The organism is Labilibaculum euxinicum (assembly GCF_009795715.1).
Lineage (GTDB): Bacteria > Bacteroidota > Bacteroidia > Bacteroidales > Marinifilaceae > Labilibaculum > Labilibaculum euxinus.
This window is the reverse complement of sequence record NZ_WTCR01000004.1, coordinates 39,284-58,921: the sequence shown is the minus strand read 5'-3', so window position 1 is coordinate 58,921 and position 19,638 is coordinate 39,284. Positions and strand designations below refer to the sequence as shown.

Below are 19,638 nucleotides of genomic sequence, written 5' to 3'. Positions count from 1 at the left end.
AAAAATATTGTAAAATTAAATACAAAGGAAATTGATATGAGTAAGTTGAAAATGATTTTACTGATGGGATTTGTGTGCTTGTACAGCATAAAATTGCAGGCACAATACATCATCGAACAGATAGAATATGAGATTCCCATTAACTATGAATTAGTTCCGGCGGATAAGGAGTTTGAAGATGCTGCTGATGAGGCCCGGTTTTTTCTTCAGCTTCCTGAAAGTAAATTAAAAGATGCGGCTCAAAAAGAGTATGGGGATATCGAGATCATTAAATCAACAATTTATATCGACGGCGATAACTTTGCCGTGGAAAGCCTGTCGAAAGAGGATGGCAGAACTACCGTGATTTTGAACCATAACAAAGGCTTAATTTACTACGTTTTATGGTCGCAGAAGAAGATCTACGAGATGTCGGCTGAGGACATGGCAGAAATTCAGAAAGATGCCGATGCAGTAATGCAAAAAATGATGGCAAACTTGCCACCCGAAATGAAGGAACAGTCGCAACCCGCGAAACAAATTACAGCAACCGGACGCAGGATGGTTAAATACGGACAGCGGTGCAGCGAATATTTATTGGAAGACGAGCAGGAGCTGATGGTAATCTGGGCCTCGGACGATAGTATGGGTTTGGCCAAAAAAGCAAAAAGCATGTCTGAAAAACTGGCTGAAATTTTTCCTTCGATGGATGAGGACGAACAGGACGAATGGGACTTAGCGGCGGGGAAAATACCCGTTGAAGTAAGAACCTTTCGCCTCGATGCAATGGATGGAGCCCAAATGGAGATCCAGGCAATTACCCGAATCAATCAAGTTAATCCTCCTGTCGAAAAATTCATTTTGCCTGCCGAGGCTGTTGGTTTCGAGAGAAGTTCTTTTAAAGACATGATGACCCAAATGCAGCAAATGATGCAGGGAATGGAAGAAGAGTAATCTCGAAGATTAATTCTTTAGCATTAAATAACTACTTGTTAAAGCAAGTAATTTTTCTTTTTTTATTGGTTTTGAAATAAAATCGTTGCAGCCTGCGGCTATCGCTTCTTCTTTCTCCTGAGATGTTGTGTATGCTGTTTGTGCAATAATGGGTAGGTTGTACTTCAATTGTCTGATTTTTTTGGTGGCATCGATACCGTTCATTACAGGCATTTTAATGTCCATAAGAATTAAGTCAATCTGATTATTGGTTTTACAAATCTCTATGGCTTCTTTTCCATTTTTTGCGCGAAGGATTGTTAATTTGTCATCAAACTCAGAAAGAAGAATCTCTAAAAACAGGAAGTTAATGTTTTCGTCTTCGGCAACCAAAATGGTAAAGTTCCTTGTTTTGTCTGAATTGGGAACAGGACTGCTTGGTGTATGACTTATGGTTTGTTTTATTGAATTATAGGGCAGGCTCACATAAAATGTTGCCCCTTTCCCTTTTTCCGATTCCAAAGTGATTTTTCCACCCAGAAGTTCTGCGTTTTCTTTGGCTATTGATAAGCCTAAGCCTAAACCGCCAATATTTTGAGAGACTTCTTTATCTTCCTGCGAAAATCGTTCAAAAATAAGTTCTTGGTTTTCGGGATGTATTCCAATGCCTGTATCTTTCAAATATATTACGATCGTATCATCCTGCAAAGTATACCCCAGTTCTATGAATCCGTCTTGCGTAAATTTTAATGCATTTTCCAATAAATTACTAACGATCCGGTTCAGTTTATAGGGATCGGTGAGCAGGTTACTTTTGCTGTTGGGAAGCCCCATCTTTAGAGATAAGGGTGTCTGGTTTTTTTTTGCCTTTCTTTCGAATATTGTGAATAATTCCGATAAGAATTCATTTAGACACAATTCCTCTATTTGAGGTTTTACTTGTTTTGTTCCAAGTGCAGAAATTTCAAGAATATCATCTATAATGTGGAGTAACTGATTTCCGCTGCTTTGAATGATTTGGATGTAATATTGTCTTTTTGCATTTGTAATATTCGGTTCATTTAATAAATCTGAAAATCCGAGAATTCCATTCATCGGTGTTCGGATTTCATGTGACATATTGTTAATGAATTCAGTTTTTAGCCGGTCACTTTCTTCAGCCTTTTCTTTTGCGGTTTTAAGTTCGTATTCGGTTTTTTTCTGATCTGTAATGTCCCTAAATTCGACAACCCGAACATTTTTTCCCTCATATGGAATTTGGCGGGCTTCTAATCTTATCGGGTATTCATCTCCATTTTTCCGCAAGCCAATACTGTAATACGGGTTTTCGTATTCGTTTAAGATATGTCCCATAACAAGCTCACGTGCCTGCTCAGCGATCAGCAACAATCCATTCATTCCAATTAGCTCTTTAGTAGAGTAGCCGGACATGGCAGCAAGTCCATGATTGCAGTCTAGAATCATTCCTTTGTCGTGTATGGCAATTCCCCCAAAGGAAGCATTATGGAGCGTTTTAAACCGTTTTTCACTTTTTTCGGCTGTTTCTATAGCTGATAATAATTCTTCATTTTGTGCTTGATATTCTTCGTTAAGAACCAGGTATTCTTCATTTTGTTCCTGAAGAAGGGTTTCTGCAATTTTTTTATCGGTAATATCTTCGACACTCGACCATATAAGTTCCTGACCATCTTTTTTAATCATTTTCCCATACAATCGAATAGGAATTAGTTTTCCCGATTTGTGAATGCATTCCTTTTCGTAAGGTCCGTAACATCCGGTATTTCTTAGCGAAGCTAATTGCAGTTCTTCCTGCCAGGCATATTTCTCAGGAGTAATATCCCAATGCGTTAATTTTAGCGTTTCTTCTATTGAGCGGCCAATGATACTTGCATATGCTTTGTTAGCCTCTACCAATTCGCCGGTAAGTTTGGTAAGAACCAAACCAATTGGAGACTCGCTGAAAAGCATTTGAGTGAATTTTTCATTTTGGATGGCCTGCTCTTTCGCACGTGTAGTTTCCTCGTGTTTTTGGTGTAATTTTTTTGATTGGTCCACTATTATTTTTTGATTTTTTTGCTTCGAAGCAATCTCTGCTGACAGCCATTTTTTGATCAGAATAATTAAAATTACAATGGCAACAATAAGGTTTATCATTTTTGGAATAAACACAACTTTAGCCTGGGCTAAATAATGGAATATTTTAATTGGAATTATTTCGGAAAGTGATGTGTACCAGGCGCCAAAATAGATGCTTTCGAAAAGAGTACGGAAAGCATCAATCGACAAAACAATAAGAAGTAATTTCAATAATTTGTCTGAATTACCAACTAATTTTATTTTTCTGACATAAAATATAAGGATGTAAGACCAAATTAGTACCAATAGCGTATAGGTAATTGGTGTAGCAAAATTAAAGAAATCGTCCATATTATTGGTTTTGTGTTAATACCGCTGTTGATTGTCCTACCCAAGATATTCATTTTTTTTAAATATACTGTTGGTGGTGTTATTGAAAAACAGCAGTTGTTTGTTGTCGTTTATGTTTTATTGTGGTTGATGCGGGGGAGAAGAGTGTCTTTGTAATGGTTTAATATAATTCCGATATTTTTAATTTGCCTACTATTTTTTTTAGGCCGTATTTTAATTCTTGCGTGTATTGTGACCGATTTCTGATTTTTTGGAGTTTGAAATTAAATACTTATTTCTAATTTTCCGTGGATTGGATCAATTTAGGAATACGTAATTATTTCATGAAAAATAAAAAATACCTCTATGCCGGACGAAGGCAGAAAGTTTTTTTTAAAGAGTTTGTAACCGGCTTTATTAATGAGTTGTAATACCTGCTTTTTTACAATTTTTAATTAAAAAGTCTAAAATACTTTTATTATATTTATGAGCATTTTATGACTGATGAAAATAAGGTGGTAAGTGAAATATATGTCAACTAATTTATCTCATGCATGGAGTCCCGTTATTTAATTGAAAACCAATATCTAATTAAATATTTTTCGTATGAAAAAAAATACAATTTATTCAATTCTGCTTTTGTCCTTAATCAGCTTTAGTGCGATTGGGCAAAATACAATGACGGTTCATACCGATCTTGCAAAAACAAAAATTAACAAAGAAATCTACGGGCATTTTGCTGAACATTTGGGGCATTGCATTTATGGTGGAATTTATGTTGGTGAAGATTCTCAAATTCCGAATGTAAAAGGATTTCGGGAAGATGTAGTTGGTGCGCTTCTGGATATGAAGATTCCTTTGCTGCGTTGGCCGGGTGGTTGTTTTGCTGATACATATCATTGGAAAGACGGTATCGGACCCAGACAGCAAAGACCTTCAATGGTGAATATTCATTGGGGAGGAGTTACTGAGGATAATAGTTTCGGAACTCATGAATTTCTTGATTTTTGTAAATTGATAAAAGCGGAACCATATATTAATTTGAATGTTGGATCGGGAACGGTTCAGGAGGCTTCGGAGTGGGTTGAATATGTTACTTCGAAAAACATTAGTCCGATGACCGATTTACGAAAGAAAAACGGACAGGAAGAACCTTGGAATGTTAAGTTTTGGGGAATAGGCAACGAAAATTGGGGTTGTGGTGGTAACATGACACCTGAGTATTATGCTGATTTGTATAATCGATTTGCTTCGTACTGTGGTGGTGATTTGTATCGTATTGCCGGCGGACCAAATGTTGATGATTACAATTGGATGGATGTATTGATGAAGAAAACAACCCGCCACCACCATTTAGTTCAAGGTGTTTCGCTTCATAGTTATACATTTACAACAAGCTGGGAAGATAAAGGATCAGCTACTGATTTTGACGAAAGCGGTTGGTTCGCTGATTTAAAAAATACCCTGAATATGGAAACTCTGATTCAGGAACATTCAAAAATAATGGACAAATACGATCCTGAGAAAAAAATTGGATTGATTGTAGATGAGTGGGGAAACTGGTTTAATGTTGAACCTGGTACAAATCCAGGATTTTTGTATCAGCAAAATACACTTCGTGATGCATTGGTTGCCGGGATTAATCTGAATCTTTTTAATAATCATGCCGATCGTGTTGCTATGGCTAATATCGCACAAGCGGTTAATGTGCTGCAATCGGTTATTTTAACCAAAGAGGATGAAATGGTATTAACGCCTACTTATTATGTGTTTAAAATGTACAGTGTGCATCAGGATGCTACTTTGATTCCTACAGATTTGAAATGTGAAAACTACGAGTTTAACGGGAAGTCAATTCCGGCGGTAAATGCTTCGGCTTCGACTAAAGATGGTGTTGTGTCTGTTACTTTTTGTAATTTAAATCCAAACAAGAAGGAATGTATCGATCTGACATTGGCCGGACAAGAATTTAAAAGTGCATCAGGACAGATTATTACGAGCAAAAATATGAATGATTGTAATGATTTTGGCAAAGATGAAATAGTGAAGATTAATTCGTTTGAGGTAAAAAAACCAAAAAATGGAAAACTTAGCATTGATTTGCCTGCTAAGTCAGTTGTTTTGATACAATTAAAATAGAATTAGTTCCATATCCAAAAGGGTGCTGTCACAATTGTGACAGCACCCTTTTTTGTTGAATGGATATTGTAGTGAATGAAAGATTAGGTGATTCTCATTATGTACGAAGTTGTGGAAATCACTTCTGTAAAATGGCTTATTGCTTTATCTCAATTTTATGGATAGTAGGGGATTACGATTGCCGAAAAGATAAAGGAATATGAATTCGTTACAGGGATTATAAAAAAAAGAGATGAGAATTAGTTCTAATTCTCATCTCTAACTATAAACATTGAGCAAATATATTTACTTCACTATAGAGCCTTTTATCATGGTAAAAGAATGTGCCGGAAAATCGTAAGTGATTTTATCACTTTTCTTCACTTTTAAAGAAGACTTTTTCTTTGTCTCCACGCTTGTTTTTCCGAAGTCATTTTCAGATTTAATGTCGGGACCATTTATTTCGTACACCTCAAATTCGCCGTCAAAAATTCCTTCCTGACAAAGTAAATCTGTTGTAATTGCCTTGTCTTTATTACGGTTCATCACGCAAACAATTACTTCGCCGTTATTATAGGTGGCCGAAACATCCAAAAATGGAACGTCTTTTTGAATGGTTGTTGATTCACCCAATCCTATGAAAAATTTGCCCGTGTCATATGTCTCACAATCAACATGAACATCCAGAGAGGTTCCTTTTACATTGTTGGCAAATAACTGAATAGGATAGAAGATGGTTTGCTTAAACATTCCTTTTTCGGATGTGAATATAGGTGCAATAACGTTCACAAGTTGTGCCATATTCGCCATTTTCACGATATCAGCATTACGGATAAATGCATTTAAAAAGCCTGAAATTACCAGTGCATCTTCTAAATTGTAGCGTTCTTCGAGAGCTTTGGTACCTGCCATGGTTTCTTCTCCGCGGGCACGATACCAAATATTGTATTCATCCCAGGCAATATAAATTGGCGGGCGGTTTCCGCGGTCTGCATTTTGCATTTCGCGGTCAATCAAACCTTTTACAACACGGGTTCGTTCTTCCAGAACTAAAGGAGAGGAAACGAAATTGTAATAATTGTTTTCAACATTACCAACATACATATGCAAGGCTAAATAATCAATTACATCACGCAATTCGTGAAGTACTTTTTCGTTCCATTCGTTGGGATCAGCATTGGGACGGTAGTTTGACGAACCGGCTGCTATCAGCTTAATTTCCGGAGATGTTAGTTTCATCAATTTGGCTGCTTCTCTTGCTTTTTTGCTGTAATCTTCAGCATTTAGATGACCCATCTGCCAAAATCCATCCATTTCGTTTCCCAGACTCCAGTATTTAATGTTGTATGGATCTTCGTGACCATTCTTTTTCCGGAGTTCGGCATAATAGGGACCGCTTTTAACGTTGCAATACTCTACCCATTCCTGGGCTTCCTTTATTGTTCCTGTTCCCATGTTTACAGAAAAATAGGGTTCTGTTCCCATTCTTTTGGCATAAGCCATAAATTCATCCGTTCCAAAGCGGTTGCTTTCCAAACGCGACCAAGCCAATTCCATTCTGGCAGGACGATCATCTTTTGGACCAATGCCATCTTTCCAATTGTAATTGGATACGAAGTTTCCTCCCGGGTAACGGGTAATCGAAACATTCAGCTCTTTTACAGCATCCAGTACATCCAAACGAATTCCGTTTTCATCGGAAAGAGGAGAATTTTCTTCGTAAATACCTCCGTATACACAACGACCCAAATGTTCTACGAAATTCCCGTAGATATTTTTGTCTACCTCACCAATAGTTCGGTCTACATCAATTTTGATGCGTGCATTTTGTGCTGATAATGTTTGCGTACCCACCAGAATTGTCAGCGAGCTTAGAACAGCAATTGCATATTTTTTTGATTTTATAATCTTCATATTTACAGTTTTATTTTGTATTGTGTTTTATAATTTAACGGTTGGCCACTGATCTTTATCCCAGTTAATTTCTTTGATTAAGAGCTTCGGATTGCCATTATCAGAAGCATCGTAAGCATGGAAAACTAAATAGTCGGTTCCATCAAAAGTTACAGTTGCATTGTGTCCAAGTCCGTACCAATCCTTATTTCCTGTTAAAAGAATGGTACCACCTCCTGTGTTCATTGGTTTGTTGTCTCTATCCAAATAGGGGCCATTTACATTCTTTGACCGGCCGACAATCATTTTATAGTTGCTGTTTACACCTTTGCAACAATAATCAATAGATGCGAAAAGGTAGTAGTACCCGTCGTTTTTAAAAATAAAGGGAGCTTCTATGGCATTTCCTCCTGCATCGACAGGATTGTTGTCAATTGCCGGAGGATTGGGTAAACGGGAATCTTCTTTACGAGAGGCTATGGTTGGAATTTCCGTTAAATCATCATCTACCGACATTGCATCATCGGAAAGTTTCACCAATTTGATTCCATCCCAAAAAGAACCAAAACTTAGGAATGCCTGTCCTTGTTCATCTACAATTAAATTGGGATCAATGGCATTCCAATTTGTTTTGTTTGGAAAAGATTGGATGATTTTGCCATGATCAACCCATTTAAAATCAGGATCGTTTGCGTTTAGTGTTTTGTTGGTTGCCAATCCAATGCAAGAGGTGTTTTTTCCAAAGGCCGAAACGGAATAGAATAAGTAATACTGTCCTTTGTAAAATGAAATGTCCGGAGCCCAAATATGACCTTTAAAACCATCAACAGCTTCAACAGCCCATTTTGGAGGATTGTCAAATACAGGTTTCTCATCTGTCCAGTTTTTCATATCCGTTGAGGACCAAACATTGATTCCCCATCCGGTACTAAATAAATAGAACGTATCATTCTCACGAATCATCACCGGATCGTGAACGGAAATTTTATTTTGCCCAACAGATATTTGAGTGAACAATAATAAACTTGCAAAGAAGAACAATTTCACAAGCATCCCACTAATTTTTATAGATGATTTTTGCATTGTAATACAGATTTTGTAACTATTATTTTGTTGTTTTTTTACCCCAAACAGGTCTTCCTCCGGCTGTTAAGCCTGAGTAGGTAAAGGTTGTTGTTCGGGGTGATGCTTCCCAGTCCCAAGCTTTTTCCAGATTGAGATGTAACTCACCTATAGTAAGAATCTTTTTATCCTGATCGTAAGACCATGTACCACTTAATGCGCCGGATGCCGTCATGTTGGACGAGAGAATCAGTTGAGATGATTTTTGCTGAACCTTATATTCGTAATTCATTGATATGTTTTCCCACGTACCTGTTAAATCGCTTTCGCTGATGTTTGGTTGTGGCACACCTGAATAACGTTCAGGCATAACAACCGGCCAGCCGTCTTCTGTCCATGCTATTTTCCGAATATTCCCCATCATAATGGCATTGCTGTAGGCATTTCCATTGGTATTGGCAGGCAAACGGGCCTGCGAACTGTAGAACCATTCGTTTGTTTCTTCGTTTTTGAAAACAGCACAGTGCGAAATTCCTACCCAGCCTGAATGATTGTTGAACTTGTACGGGTGTGTTAACATGGGCCAGCATTCGCCTCCTTCAGTAATATTTGTTCCATCAATGCCAAGATATGGACCTGTGATACTTGTTGATCGGCATACTCTGGTATTGTAGGCAACCGATAGCTCATCGTAAGCCAGAAACAGATAATAGAATCCTGTTTTTTCATTGTAAATAATTTCAGGACCTTCCTGTGCCTGCCAACGATTAAGTTCGCTGTTTTGACGGCGAGCAATAAGAGTTCCGTAGTCTTCAATTGATGACAGATTATCGGGTTTTCCTGTTGAAGGATTCACTTGTAATGCAACAATGCCTGAATGCCACGAACCGTAAATCAGCCAGTGATTTCCTTCCGGGGTAATAATAAAAGTTGGATCTATTGCATTCCATTTAAAATAGGCATTCCAATCGCTTGTATTTGAACGCGACCAGTTGTTTTCTCTGTCTGAAACAGAACTAACTACCATTCCTTTATCCACCCAGGTGTTACTGCTTAAGTCATCCGATTCCATAAGACCGATAAAAGCATGTTCTGTCCAGGAACCATCAAAGTTTGCAGGAGTATTGGCTTTTCCTGATTCAATGTAATTGTCAATTACAATGCTGTAATACATTCGGTACTTGTTTCCAACTTTCCGAACAACCGGAGCCCAGTGTCCATAAACAGGAGAGTCTATAATATCAAGCCCTGCCAGAGTTCTCATGCTGTTGAGTGTGTCTTTTACCCACGAAGGAGTTTCGGTCATTGCCATTCCACGAAATTCCCAGTCAACCAAATCCTTTGATCTGCGATAAAGAAAATGTCCGTGACCCTCGTGTGCATTCCCATAGGAAGCATCCGTTCCGTACATATAATAATACTCTCCATCATATACTACAGAAGGGTCATGAACATTGGCTAAATTCCAGAAAGTCCGATTGTCCCAACCTGATATGGCTGAATAATCATCAGCATATTCAGGACCGGAAAAATCATCCGCGGGAGGATTTTCTACTACCGGATCCGGTTCTTCGGGATCAATAATATTGTCATTACTGGAACAGCCTGCAGTCATTAGAAAAATCACGAAGGCTGCTGAAGAAATAAATCTCATCATCTGTTTTTTATAAAATCAGAGTTACTTAGGATTATAATTTCTGTTCTAAATAACTCTATTAATGCTGCTTTTTGTCCTTTATTTTAGGGCTTGAATTTGATGATTTCATCACCAAAACAGATCTATAGGGTCAGAAATACCAAAGTATTCTTCGTGATCTGATTGTTTTAGATGATTAAATAAGGGGGATGTCCACAAGAAGCGGACATCCTCAAAATTAGGTCTGAATTGGCTTAGTAGCCATCATTCTGTACCATTCCCTTGTTTGTATCCATTTCGGATTGAGGGATTGGGAAATATTCGCGGCCAGGAGTGTAGGTGTTGAATTCAGCATCTCTTGATTTTAGCCAGGCTAATTTGGATGCATCTTTTAACCATCCCCAGCGGCGGATGTCATCAAAACGGTGTCCTTCCAAAGAAAGTTCTAAAAACCGTTCATGGGCAATTTGCTCTCTCATTTCAGCCTGTGTCATGTTTGGTTTAACGGTTGCTAAATCAGGCAGATTTACACGATCCCTCACCATCTGTATGTACTGATAGGCATCATTGGTGGCTCCGGTCTCGTTTAAACATTCCGCATACATTAACAGCACATCTGCATAACGCATGATGCGTTCGTTAATTCCAGATCTCCAATCATACTCGTTTGCAAAATCACCATCAGAATTTTCATACTTTCTGCAGTATAAATCATTTAGATTGGATTCGTTAGCTGCATAAAATGTTGCGAAATCCTGACCGTATAATGACATTCCAACACCGTCGTATGCATTTTTATTGTAGAATATTGTTGCGTCTAACCGCGGATCAACTTCTCCATCAACAGTTAATTCTTCTCTGTATTCATTAAACAATGCCCAGGTAGGTTGTAAATCTGCATATCCAAAGCCCGCAGCACCATATGTAATTGCTCTTCCTGAGGTTCTTCCCCAACCAGGTGCCGGCGTTCCTCCCCAGCTTAGATCTACACCGCCAGCTTCTCTGCTAAATTGTACTTCAAATACAGATTCTGAATTGTTTTCGTTTGTTACGGTGAAATTATCACGGTAATCAGCAACTAAAGAGTACACTTTCAGATCAATAACTTTCTTAAATGTCACTTTTGCAGATTCGAAGTCTTTTGTAAATAATTGTGCTTTTCCTATATAGGCCAAAGCTGCACCTTTTGTTGCTCTTCCTATTTGTCCTGCGTCCAGCCCGGATACATCATCGTAGGAAACAGGCAATAAACCGGCAGCCATTTCTAAATCAGAAATTACCTGAGCCCAGCCCTCTTCATTTGTTTTTTGTTCGTGATATAATTCACTGTTGGATAATGGTAAAGGAACATTTTTAAACATGTTTACCATGTGGAAAAAATACAAGCCTCTTAGAAAATAAGCCTGCCCCAGAACACGGTCTTTTAAATTGCTGTCTTCCATTTCAATGGACGGCACATTATCCAATACCTGATTTGCGCGGTAAATTCCCTGATAAAAATCACGATACGCCCAACTGTAAATATCTGGATTTGCAATACTCGAGTTGAATTTGCCGATAACGGACATTGCGGTCCAAGGGCTGTTACTTCTGGTTGCATCATCCTTTAAATCCAGCATCATAGGAGTGCTTCTCATGTAACTGCCGTCTATTAGCATACTGCCATACACCGAATTAATTCCTTTAAGTGCATCGTTATCTGTCTTCCAAAATGCTTCTTCCGTATCAACATTTGGATCTATCTGTACTAAATCGTCCTCACTAACACAACTTGAAACCAAACTGGTCAGCGCAAACAAAATAGCTATACTGTAAATATTTTTATATTTCATTTTATTTCTGTTTTATTTAAGCATTTTAAAAGTCAATCTCTACACCTAAAATAAAAGTTCTTGGATTTGGAAAAGACCCGTAATCGAAACCTCTGGAGAATAATCCATCACTCATAAAATCAGGATCATATCCTTTGTATTTACTAATAGTCAACAAATTTTGTCCTGAAACATAAACTTTTGCATGTTCCACTATATTATTTGCTTTTAATGGAATATTATAGGCCAACTGTGCATTTTGTAGTTTGATATAGTTTCCGTTCTGGATAAATCGGTCAGATGCTCTTGCATTTTGATTGGTTTCCAATTGATCAGGACGTGGAATGTTTGTATTTGTATTGGTTGGAGTCCAGTAATTCAACATGTCTGTATGATGATTTACAAGTCCGCCAATCATCAAACTGTTGTAAGTTCCATTGTAGATTTTATTACCTGCACTACCTTGCCAGAACATTGAGAATTCCCAGTTTTTGTAAGATCCGCTTAAGTTTAAACCATAGCTAATTTTAGGAATTGAAACGCCTTGGTAAGTTCTGTCTTCATCGGTAATTAAACCATCTTTATTTACATCTTTAAACTTAACATCACCTGCAACAGCACCCGGTTGAGTGGCATGTGAATCAACATCTGCCTGACTCTGAAAAAGACCTTCTGTTTCGTACACATAAAGTTCACCAATAGACCGTCCTACTTCGGTTCTTGAGTTGGTTCCATTAATTGGAGTATCATCTGTTCCTATTTTTAATACTCTGTTTTTTAGTGTTCCAACATTTGCCGAAATATTGTACTTAAACTCTTTTGAGGAGTTGGTATAACTCAATAAGAATTCAAAGCCTGTGTTTTTTACTGCCGCTGCATTTGTCATAACCGATGATGACCAATCGTTGCTTATTGTTCCGGTAGAAAGAGGTAGTGGAACTCTGGCTAACAGGTCTGTTGATTTTTTCTCGTAATATTCAGCTGTAAACTGTAATTTGTTATCAAACATTCCTAATTCTACTGCTGCATTTACAGTTTCAGTATCTTCCCATTTAAGATTAGGATCCGTTGCATCAACAACAATTGTACCTGGAGCTAATGTATTTCCAAAAAGATAACTTGCAAAACTATTGGTTGTAGGAGTGTAGGCATATACTCCTGCAGTATTGTTTCCCAAAGTACCATAACCTCCTCTTAACTTCGCTGTATTCATCCACTGTGGAAGAGTGATAAAACTTTCGTTGTGCAATTTCCAGGCTCCGGAAACAGAGAAGTAATCTCCTGTATTATTTTGCTTGGCAAAAAGAGATGTTTTGTCTTGTCTGTAATTTGCTGTTAAAAAGTATTTGTTATCAAAATTGTAGTTAATTCTGCTTAAATAGGATATGCCTGTTATTGTACTTTCGTATTCACCTGTAGAGGTATCGTCAGCATATTCCAAATGACTGATTTCATTGTCTTCAAATCCAACTCCTCTTGACCAGTGATTGTAATAATTTGTTTTTTCCTGAACCCATCCTACAAGTGCATCCAACTTATGTTTGTTTATTTCAATGTTGTAAGTAAGCAGGTTGTCCAGCGAAGTAAAGGTTTTACGGCTATCGTTAATGTCAAGCGAAGATTCCGAATTTGTAGTAATATAATACCATCCTAAATCACTTGGAGGCACAAAATATCTTGTGTGAGTATCCAGTTGATCAGCACTGGCGCTAATTTTATATTTTAAGCCTTTTACAATTTCAATCTCACCCCAGATATTACCAATAAATCTGTTTCTTTCAGCTTCATTATCAATTAGGTTGTTGAATCCAATCACATTTAAAGTGATTGCTTTTTGAGTCAGGTTATCAGTACCTCCATAGCCACCTAGTCTGTTTTCGTCATAAACAGGCATTGTTGGGATCGATTGAAGCAGGTTTATTACCGATGAGGTACCTACATTGTATTCGTTAAAACTTTCTTTATCTGATTTTGTATACCCAAGTTTAGCACCATATTTAAATTTGCCTTTTTTTCCATTCAAATTTAAGCTGGTTGAGATTCGTTCATAATCCTGAGGAGTATCTATATAACTTGAGTTTTTGTAATAATCGGTATTAAAATTGTAACCGAAATTTTCAGAACCTCCGTTGAATGATATTGTATGATTCTGGATGATACCTGTTTTGAAAGCGGCATCCTGCCAGTCGGTATTTACGTTGTCAATATAATACTCGCTGGTAGGATCGTTACCTGGAAGTATCGCTTGTCCTGAATTCAAGTAAGCAGCATTGGTAATTTTTTGGTATCCTTCTCTGTCGGTAAGTGAAATTTTCTTGGCAACATTCTGTATGCCGAAAAGAGATTTGAGTTTCACTTTTAAATCTCCATTTTGAACTCCTTTTTTTGTGGTGATGATTACAACACCATTCGCACCTCTCACACCATAAATGGCAGCGGAAGAAGCATCTTTTAGTACTTGCATTGATTCGATATCGCCGGGAGCGAAATCATTAGGATTGTCAACAATCATTCCATCAATTACAAATAATGGGTTGTTATTATTAAAAGAAGTAATGCCTCGGATTTTAATATTTACCGATCCTCCAGGCTCACCCGAAGATTGAACGGTAACTCCAGGAGCTTGCCCCTGCAGCATTTTGGCTACATCATAAGTCACTGTTTTTTTAGCATCATCGGTATCAATAACACTAACAGCACCTGTTAAATCCGACTTTTTTTGTGTGCCATATCCAATAACAACAACTTCATCAAGTTTTGATACATCTTCTTGTAAGGTAACATTGATTGATGTTTGATTATTTATTGGAATTTCCTGTGATAAATAACCAACAAAGGAATAAATTAAACTTGCATTTGGATCTTGAATGGTTAGGGAATAGTTTCCGTTAATATCCGTTATTGTTCCATTTGTTGTTCCTTTTTGAACAACATTAACTCCAGGGAGTGTTGTATTGCCGGTAGTTTCATAAACAACACCTTTAACGGTAATTTGAGCTTGACTTACTCCTGAAAGAATCAGGAAGCAGAACAAAAATCCGCCTAAAAATATTTTTTTCATAGAATAGAAATTAAATGTTACTTATCGTTTATAACGTTTGCAATGTAAGTCGATAGCTCTTCAAAGAGGTGGACAATTACACAATTGAGGTGGATGATTTCGGAAAATGAAGAAGTATGCTTATTGAAAAACGTAGGTTACTTGTTGTTTTTGAGAGAGTTATGTGTAAAGTCGGAGGGGCTCATTCCATAATGTTTGCGGAATACTCTGCTAAAATATTTTGGGTCATTGAATCCTACGGCAAATGCAATATCAGAAATTGGGAGTTTGTTTTCCTGTATCAACGCCATCGCTTTTTTTAATTTGAATGCGTTTATAAAATTGGTAATGTTTAAGTCTGTTATTGCTTTCAATTTTTTGTATAACAAACTGCTGCTTACAAACATTTCGCCGGCAAACTGATTGATTGTGAAGTCGGGATTGGTGTAGTTTTTTTCCAGTATTCGATATACTTTATTGATGAATTCTTCGTCAACAGGGTTTGATGTAATGTTTTCCGCAGAAATGTTTTGCGACGAATTGAACATTCGTTTTAATTTCATTCTGCTTTCAATCAGATTTTTCATTCTAATCTGTAACAGTTGCAGATTGAAAGGTTTTGAGATGTAATCATCGGCCCCGGTTTCAAGGCCTTCAACCCAGTTTTCAACCATATTCTTTGCTGTTAACAGGATAATGGGAATATGGCTTGTCTGGATCTCCTTTTTCATGCATTTACACAGCTCAATGCCACTAAGCACCGGCATCATCACATCAGAGATGACTAAATCTGGAGAATGCTTTTTAGCCATCGTAAAGCCAATGTTACCATTTTCGGCTCCTAGTATTCTATAGTCCTCTTTTAAGGTTTGCATTAGAAAGGTACGCAAATCAAAATTGTCTTCAACAATCAGTACCAATGGTTTTGATTTATCCTGTTTTCCAGTGTTTTCATATCCTAAATTTGATTCTGAATTAACCATGTTATGAACTAATGTATCAACACGGGCTTTTAATTTCACCTCAGCCAGAGTGTTGTTGCGGTCTAAATCTTTTTCGTTATAACGATCGGTTGTATATGGCAAATAGACTTGAAAACAACTTCCTTTTTTGATCTCACTTTGAACTTGAATTTTACCGTGCAATATTTTAATAATCTCAGAGGTTAAAGCTAAGCCAATACCAGAGTTATTCTTGTCTAATTCTCTTTCGGATTCTACATGGTAAAACCGTTCAAAAATAAATGGCAGATGTTCCTTTGCAATGCCTTTTCCGTTATCAGTAACTTCAATGTATGCATAAGGTGCAGGGAAAATATTATCAGCATCATTCTCTACAAATTTAACTTTCATTGTAATTTCACCATTTTCAGGTGTGTATTTAAAAGCATTGGATAGCAAATTGTAAAAAATATTTTCTAGTTTTTCTGCATCAAACCATGTTTCTGAATTTGTTTGCTGTGCTTCAAAATGGTAATTCATTTGCATGTGTTGAGCCAAATTTTCAAATGATTCAAAAATATCATGTAAGAACTCATTTAAATTGCCTTTACTCACAAGCAGATCCATTTTTTCGTTTTCGATTTGCCGGAAATAAATAAGTCGGTTGATCAGATGAAGCAGTCGTTTGGCATTTCGGTCAATAATTTTTAAAGTGCTGATTGTGTTTTGATCATCGTTTAATTTTTTCATTAATTGTTCCAGAGGATCAATAATTAGCGTAAGGGGAGTTCTAAATTCGTGTGAGATATTCGTGAAAAAACGCAATCGAAGTTGGTTGACCTGTTTCACTTCCTTGTTTAATTCAATCATCTTGTCGCGCTGTTGGGCAATCTTTTTATTTTGAATTTCAAGTTCAAGTTTTTGTCCGCCAATTAACAGCTGTCTGTCCGCTAATTCCTGATTTGTTTGCTGCAAATGCTCAGCCTGGTGTCTTAGTTTGTCTTTTTGTTCTTCGATTTTTTCAGTTCGTTCCAGTACCTGATTCTCTAACTTCCTTTTTTGCTCTTTTAAAAAACGTGTTCTGTATTGAATGTAGCTGATTATTATTAAAACGATTGCAATCAGGAGTGTAAATTGAAACCACATTGTTTGCCAAAAAGGTGGATGAACTTTTATTTTTAATTCTGCAATCTTGTCTGACCACATACCATCGCTGTTAGAGGCTTTAACCATGAATTTGTATTCTCCTCCCGAAAGATTTGTGTAATTGGCAAATCTTCTGCTTGATGGAACATTAACCCAATCCTTATCAACACCTTCCATTTGGTATGAATATTTTATTTTTTCCGGTAAAAAATAATCAAGAGCTGAGAATTCTATCGAGAAAACTGCGTCTTTGTAGGAGAGTTCAATTGAGTTTGTTTCAGATATGGATTTATTTAAAATTACATTGGAATGATATTCTTGTCCAATTTCAACAGGCCTGTTGAATACTGAAAATTCAGTAAAAACCGGTTTTGATGCTTCATGGTATGATTCAACATTTTCCGGCATAAAATAGTTTAATCCAGCTATTCCCCCAAAATAAAGTTTACCATTTTCATCAGCAGCTGATGCTGACCAATAAAATTGGTTACTTAAAAGTCCATCTTTTACAAAATAATTTTGAAAAGATTCAGTTTTCGGATTAAATTTTGAAAGACCATTGTCCGTACTGATCCATAAATTGCCTTGTTTGTCCTCTTCTATGGCATAAGTTACATTATTGCACAAGCCATTTTGGTCATTATAAGTTATAAATTGAAACTTACCGTTATTATCAATAGTGTATTTACAGATTCCATTTCCGTAGGTACCAATCCATATGGTACCGTCTTTCGATTCAAACAAGGAAATGATGTAATTTCCAGGAAGAGAGAATGGGTTATCCTGCTGATTGAAAAAGGCGTCATATTTAATGCTTGTTTTTTTATCAGGTTGATTTAATTCATCTTTTGGAATGCGGAATAATCCATTACGGGTACCTATCCAAACCTGATTTTGCTGATCATTTAAAATACATCCAACTTCGAGATGTGCAGACAGTTTCATTTTCTCATCGAGATGGGTAAAGGTGTTCAGCTTGATATTAAATAAATCGAGTCCTTTTAATGTTCCAATCAGCAACTGGTCTTTATCCAATTCTGTTATTGAGGAAACGAAATTCGAACAAAGGCTGTTCGAAACTTCAAAATTGTTACGATAGGTATCAATGTTTTTGGTGATTACTGATTTTAGTCTTTTTAAACCGTCTCCCCATGTACCTAACCAAAGTTGTTTACTGCTGTTTCTATATATGGAAGTGATAAAGTTCGCGCCAATTTGTTCTTGAGGTGAATTGCTGAGATTAAAATGGTCTACATTCTCTCCATTATTAACGATTCTGTTTAAACCACCACCTGCGGTTCCTATCCAAAGAATGTTTTTTTCACTTAAAATAGAATTGATTGTATTGTGACTTATGCTTTTAGGGTTTAATGGAGTGTGAGTGATAGAATAAAAAGGTTTTTGATAAATGTTGTAAAAATTAACACCTCCTTTATCGGTACCTATCCATACATTTCCTTGTTTATCAGCTAGTAATGAATTAATGAAAGGGTTGTTTAATTTTTGATCTTCTTTGATATCATCACCTAAATGATAAAAAGAGTGCGAATTTGGATCAAAAAAGTTTAGTCCGGCCAAAGTACCAACGATAATTGTGCCTGAATTGTCTTCAACAATTTCTGTAATTGCTATGTGGTTTAAACCAGATGAATTCTGTGGCTGATGCGTGTAAAAATAGATTTGTTTATTGTCTGGCTCATATTGATATAAGCCATTAGAGGTTCCGATCCAAACATTTTCTTTTGTATCTACAAAAATGCAATTTACAACAAGGTTTGTTACAGATTTAATTAGTTTGTTTAATGTGGTATCGTTTTGGAAATTTATCTTGTCAACAATTACCAAGCCGTTCTCGGTTCCAATTAAAATATTTTTTTTATGAATTAAAATGTGACTGATGTGTTGGTTTGGCAAAACAATTTCAGTAATCTTCTTAACTGAATATGAGTCTGTTTTATCTTCCTCAATAAGCCAAACTCCATCATCTTCTGTCGCTATCCAGATCTTATTTTGTTTATCAATTGATATATGAGGTATGGAGTGTCCGTTTAGATTCGACTTTATGTTTTCAGGCAACGAAAAGCGATTCTCATTAAAAAGGAATCTGCTTAATCCATTTTTTGTTCCAATCCAGATATTTCCTTTGCTGTCTTCACTCATCGATTGAATAAAGTTGTCAGGAATACCGCTAAGATCCTTGGTTTTGTTATAGGTAGTAAAAGTGTAACCATCGTAACGGCAAAGTCCGTTCCATGTTCCAAACCACATAAATCCCCGGCTGTCTTGTAAGATACAATCTACTGTGTTTTGCGCTAACCCGTTGTTGTTATTCAGGTAATGGAAACGAATATGCGAAATTGGCGATTTTTGAGTTTCTCCAATAAGTGTATTGCTGCAAAAACAAAGAAGGATAAAGAAACTGAAAAAAATACATCGCCGCATGATATTCTGTATTTTTATAATTTTAAATTAAGAGTGTATCGAACTATCAAAATGTGGTATTTGTACAAGTATACTTACATTCTTTGAATGCGCAAAACCAATAATTCGTAATTTGTATCATTTATTGTTGACTCCGACAGGAATAAATTAACCTTAAAATAAATTAATGCTTGTTATTGCATAAGAGTTTAATATTATTTTTTTTTGTAAATTTCGTCGGAAATTTATTTT

Annotated in this window: 9 protein-coding genes; 2 read left to right on the top strand and 7 right to left on the bottom strand. The window is 36.6% G+C overall.

The genetic code is table 11. The annotated features are described in order from the left end of the window. Positions 1-36 precede the first annotated feature (36 nt). Complete coding sequence (locus GQR60_RS05835) at positions 37-933, top strand: hypothetical protein (RefSeq protein ID WP_124992040.1); 897 nt, start codon at positions 37-39, stop codon at positions 931-933. Positions 934-942: 9 nt separating this feature from the next. On the opposite strand, the gene GQR60_RS05830 is transcribed toward GQR60_RS05835, so the two are convergent. Beyond that, a complete protein-coding gene (locus GQR60_RS05830) occupies positions 943-3,339 on the bottom strand; it encodes a hybrid sensor histidine kinase/response regulator (protein WP_124992039.1) in 2,397 nt (798 codons plus the stop codon). Between the two features lie 585 nt (positions 3,340-3,924). Between GQR60_RS05830 and GQR60_RS05825 the strand changes: the two genes are divergently transcribed. Next, entirely contained in the window at positions 3,925-5,457 is a 1,533-nt protein-coding gene (locus GQR60_RS05825; RefSeq protein WP_124992038.1) for an alpha-N-arabinofuranosidase, read from the top strand. A gap of 285 nt (positions 5,458-5,742) precedes the next feature. Here the strand turns inward: GQR60_RS05825 and GQR60_RS05820 are convergent, their stop codons facing one another. The 6 genes from GQR60_RS05820 to GQR60_RS05795 all read right to left on the bottom strand — a co-directional run bounded on the left by GQR60_RS05820 (position 5,743) and on the right by GQR60_RS05795 (position 19,407). After that, positions 5,743-7,350 (bottom strand): alpha-N-arabinofuranosidase, encoded by a 1,608-nt coding sequence (locus GQR60_RS05820; protein WP_124992037.1) that lies wholly within the window; start codon positions 7,348-7,350, stop codon positions 5,743-5,745. Between the two features lie 27 nt (positions 7,351-7,377). After that, complete coding sequence (locus GQR60_RS05815) at positions 7,378-8,412, bottom strand: arabinan endo-1,5-alpha-L-arabinosidase (protein WP_225441355.1); 1,035 nt, start codon at positions 8,410-8,412, stop codon at positions 7,378-7,380. Between the two features lie 22 nt (positions 8,413-8,434). Next, positions 8,435-10,045 carry an arabinan endo-1,5-alpha-L-arabinosidase gene (locus tag GQR60_RS05810; protein ID WP_225441354.1) on the bottom strand — a complete coding sequence of 537 codons (1,611 nt, stop codon included), beginning with the start codon at positions 10,043-10,045 and terminating at the stop codon, positions 8,435-8,437. Positions 10,046-10,281: 236 nt separating this feature from the next. Then, positions 10,282-11,859 (bottom strand): RagB/SusD family nutrient uptake outer membrane protein, encoded by a 1,578-nt coding sequence (locus GQR60_RS05805; RefSeq protein ID WP_124992035.1) that lies wholly within the window; start codon positions 11,857-11,859, stop codon positions 10,282-10,284. 25 nt (positions 11,860-11,884) lie between these two features. Further along, complete coding sequence (locus GQR60_RS05800) at positions 11,885-14,899, bottom strand: SusC/RagA family TonB-linked outer membrane protein (protein WP_124992034.1); 3,015 nt, start codon at positions 14,897-14,899, stop codon at positions 11,885-11,887. Positions 14,900-15,036: 137 nt separating this feature from the next. Further along, on the bottom strand, positions 15,037-19,407 hold the full coding sequence (locus GQR60_RS05795; protein WP_124992033.1) for a two-component regulator propeller domain-containing protein: 4,371 nt from the start codon (positions 19,405-19,407) through the stop codon (positions 15,037-15,039). Between the last annotated feature and the right edge of the window lie 231 nt (positions 19,408-19,638).

Excerpts from the sequence above, each read along its gene's own strand:
- GQR60_RS05810 (WP_225441354.1), bottom strand. The coding sequence starts at position 10,045 with ATGAGATTTATTTCTTCAGCAGCCTTCGTGATTTTTCTAATGACTGCA.
- GQR60_RS05800 (WP_124992034.1), bottom strand. The coding sequence starts at position 14,899 with ATGAAAAAAATATTTTTAGGCGGATTTTTGTTCTGCTTCCTGATTCTT.
- GQR60_RS05830 (WP_124992039.1), bottom strand. The coding sequence starts at position 3,339 with ATGGACGATTTCTTTAATTTTGCTACACCAATTACCTATACGCTATTG.
- GQR60_RS05795 (WP_124992033.1), bottom strand. The coding sequence starts at position 19,407 with ATGCGGCGATGTATTTTTTTCAGTTTCTTTATCCTTCTTTGTTTTTGC.
- GQR60_RS05815 (WP_225441355.1), bottom strand. The coding sequence starts at position 8,412 with ATGCAAAAATCATCTATAAAAATTAGTGGGATGCTTGTGAAATTGTTC.
- GQR60_RS05835 (WP_124992040.1), top strand. The coding sequence starts at position 37 with ATGAGTAAGTTGAAAATGATTTTACTGATGGGATTTGTGTGCTTGTAC.
- GQR60_RS05825 (WP_124992038.1), top strand. The coding sequence starts at position 3,925 with ATGAAAAAAAATACAATTTATTCAATTCTGCTTTTGTCCTTAATCAGC.
- GQR60_RS05805 (WP_124992035.1), bottom strand. The coding sequence starts at position 11,859 with ATGAAATATAAAAATATTTACAGTATAGCTATTTTGTTTGCGCTGACC.
- GQR60_RS05820 (WP_124992037.1), bottom strand. The coding sequence starts at position 7,350 with ATGAAGATTATAAAATCAAAAAAATATGCAATTGCTGTTCTAAGCTCG.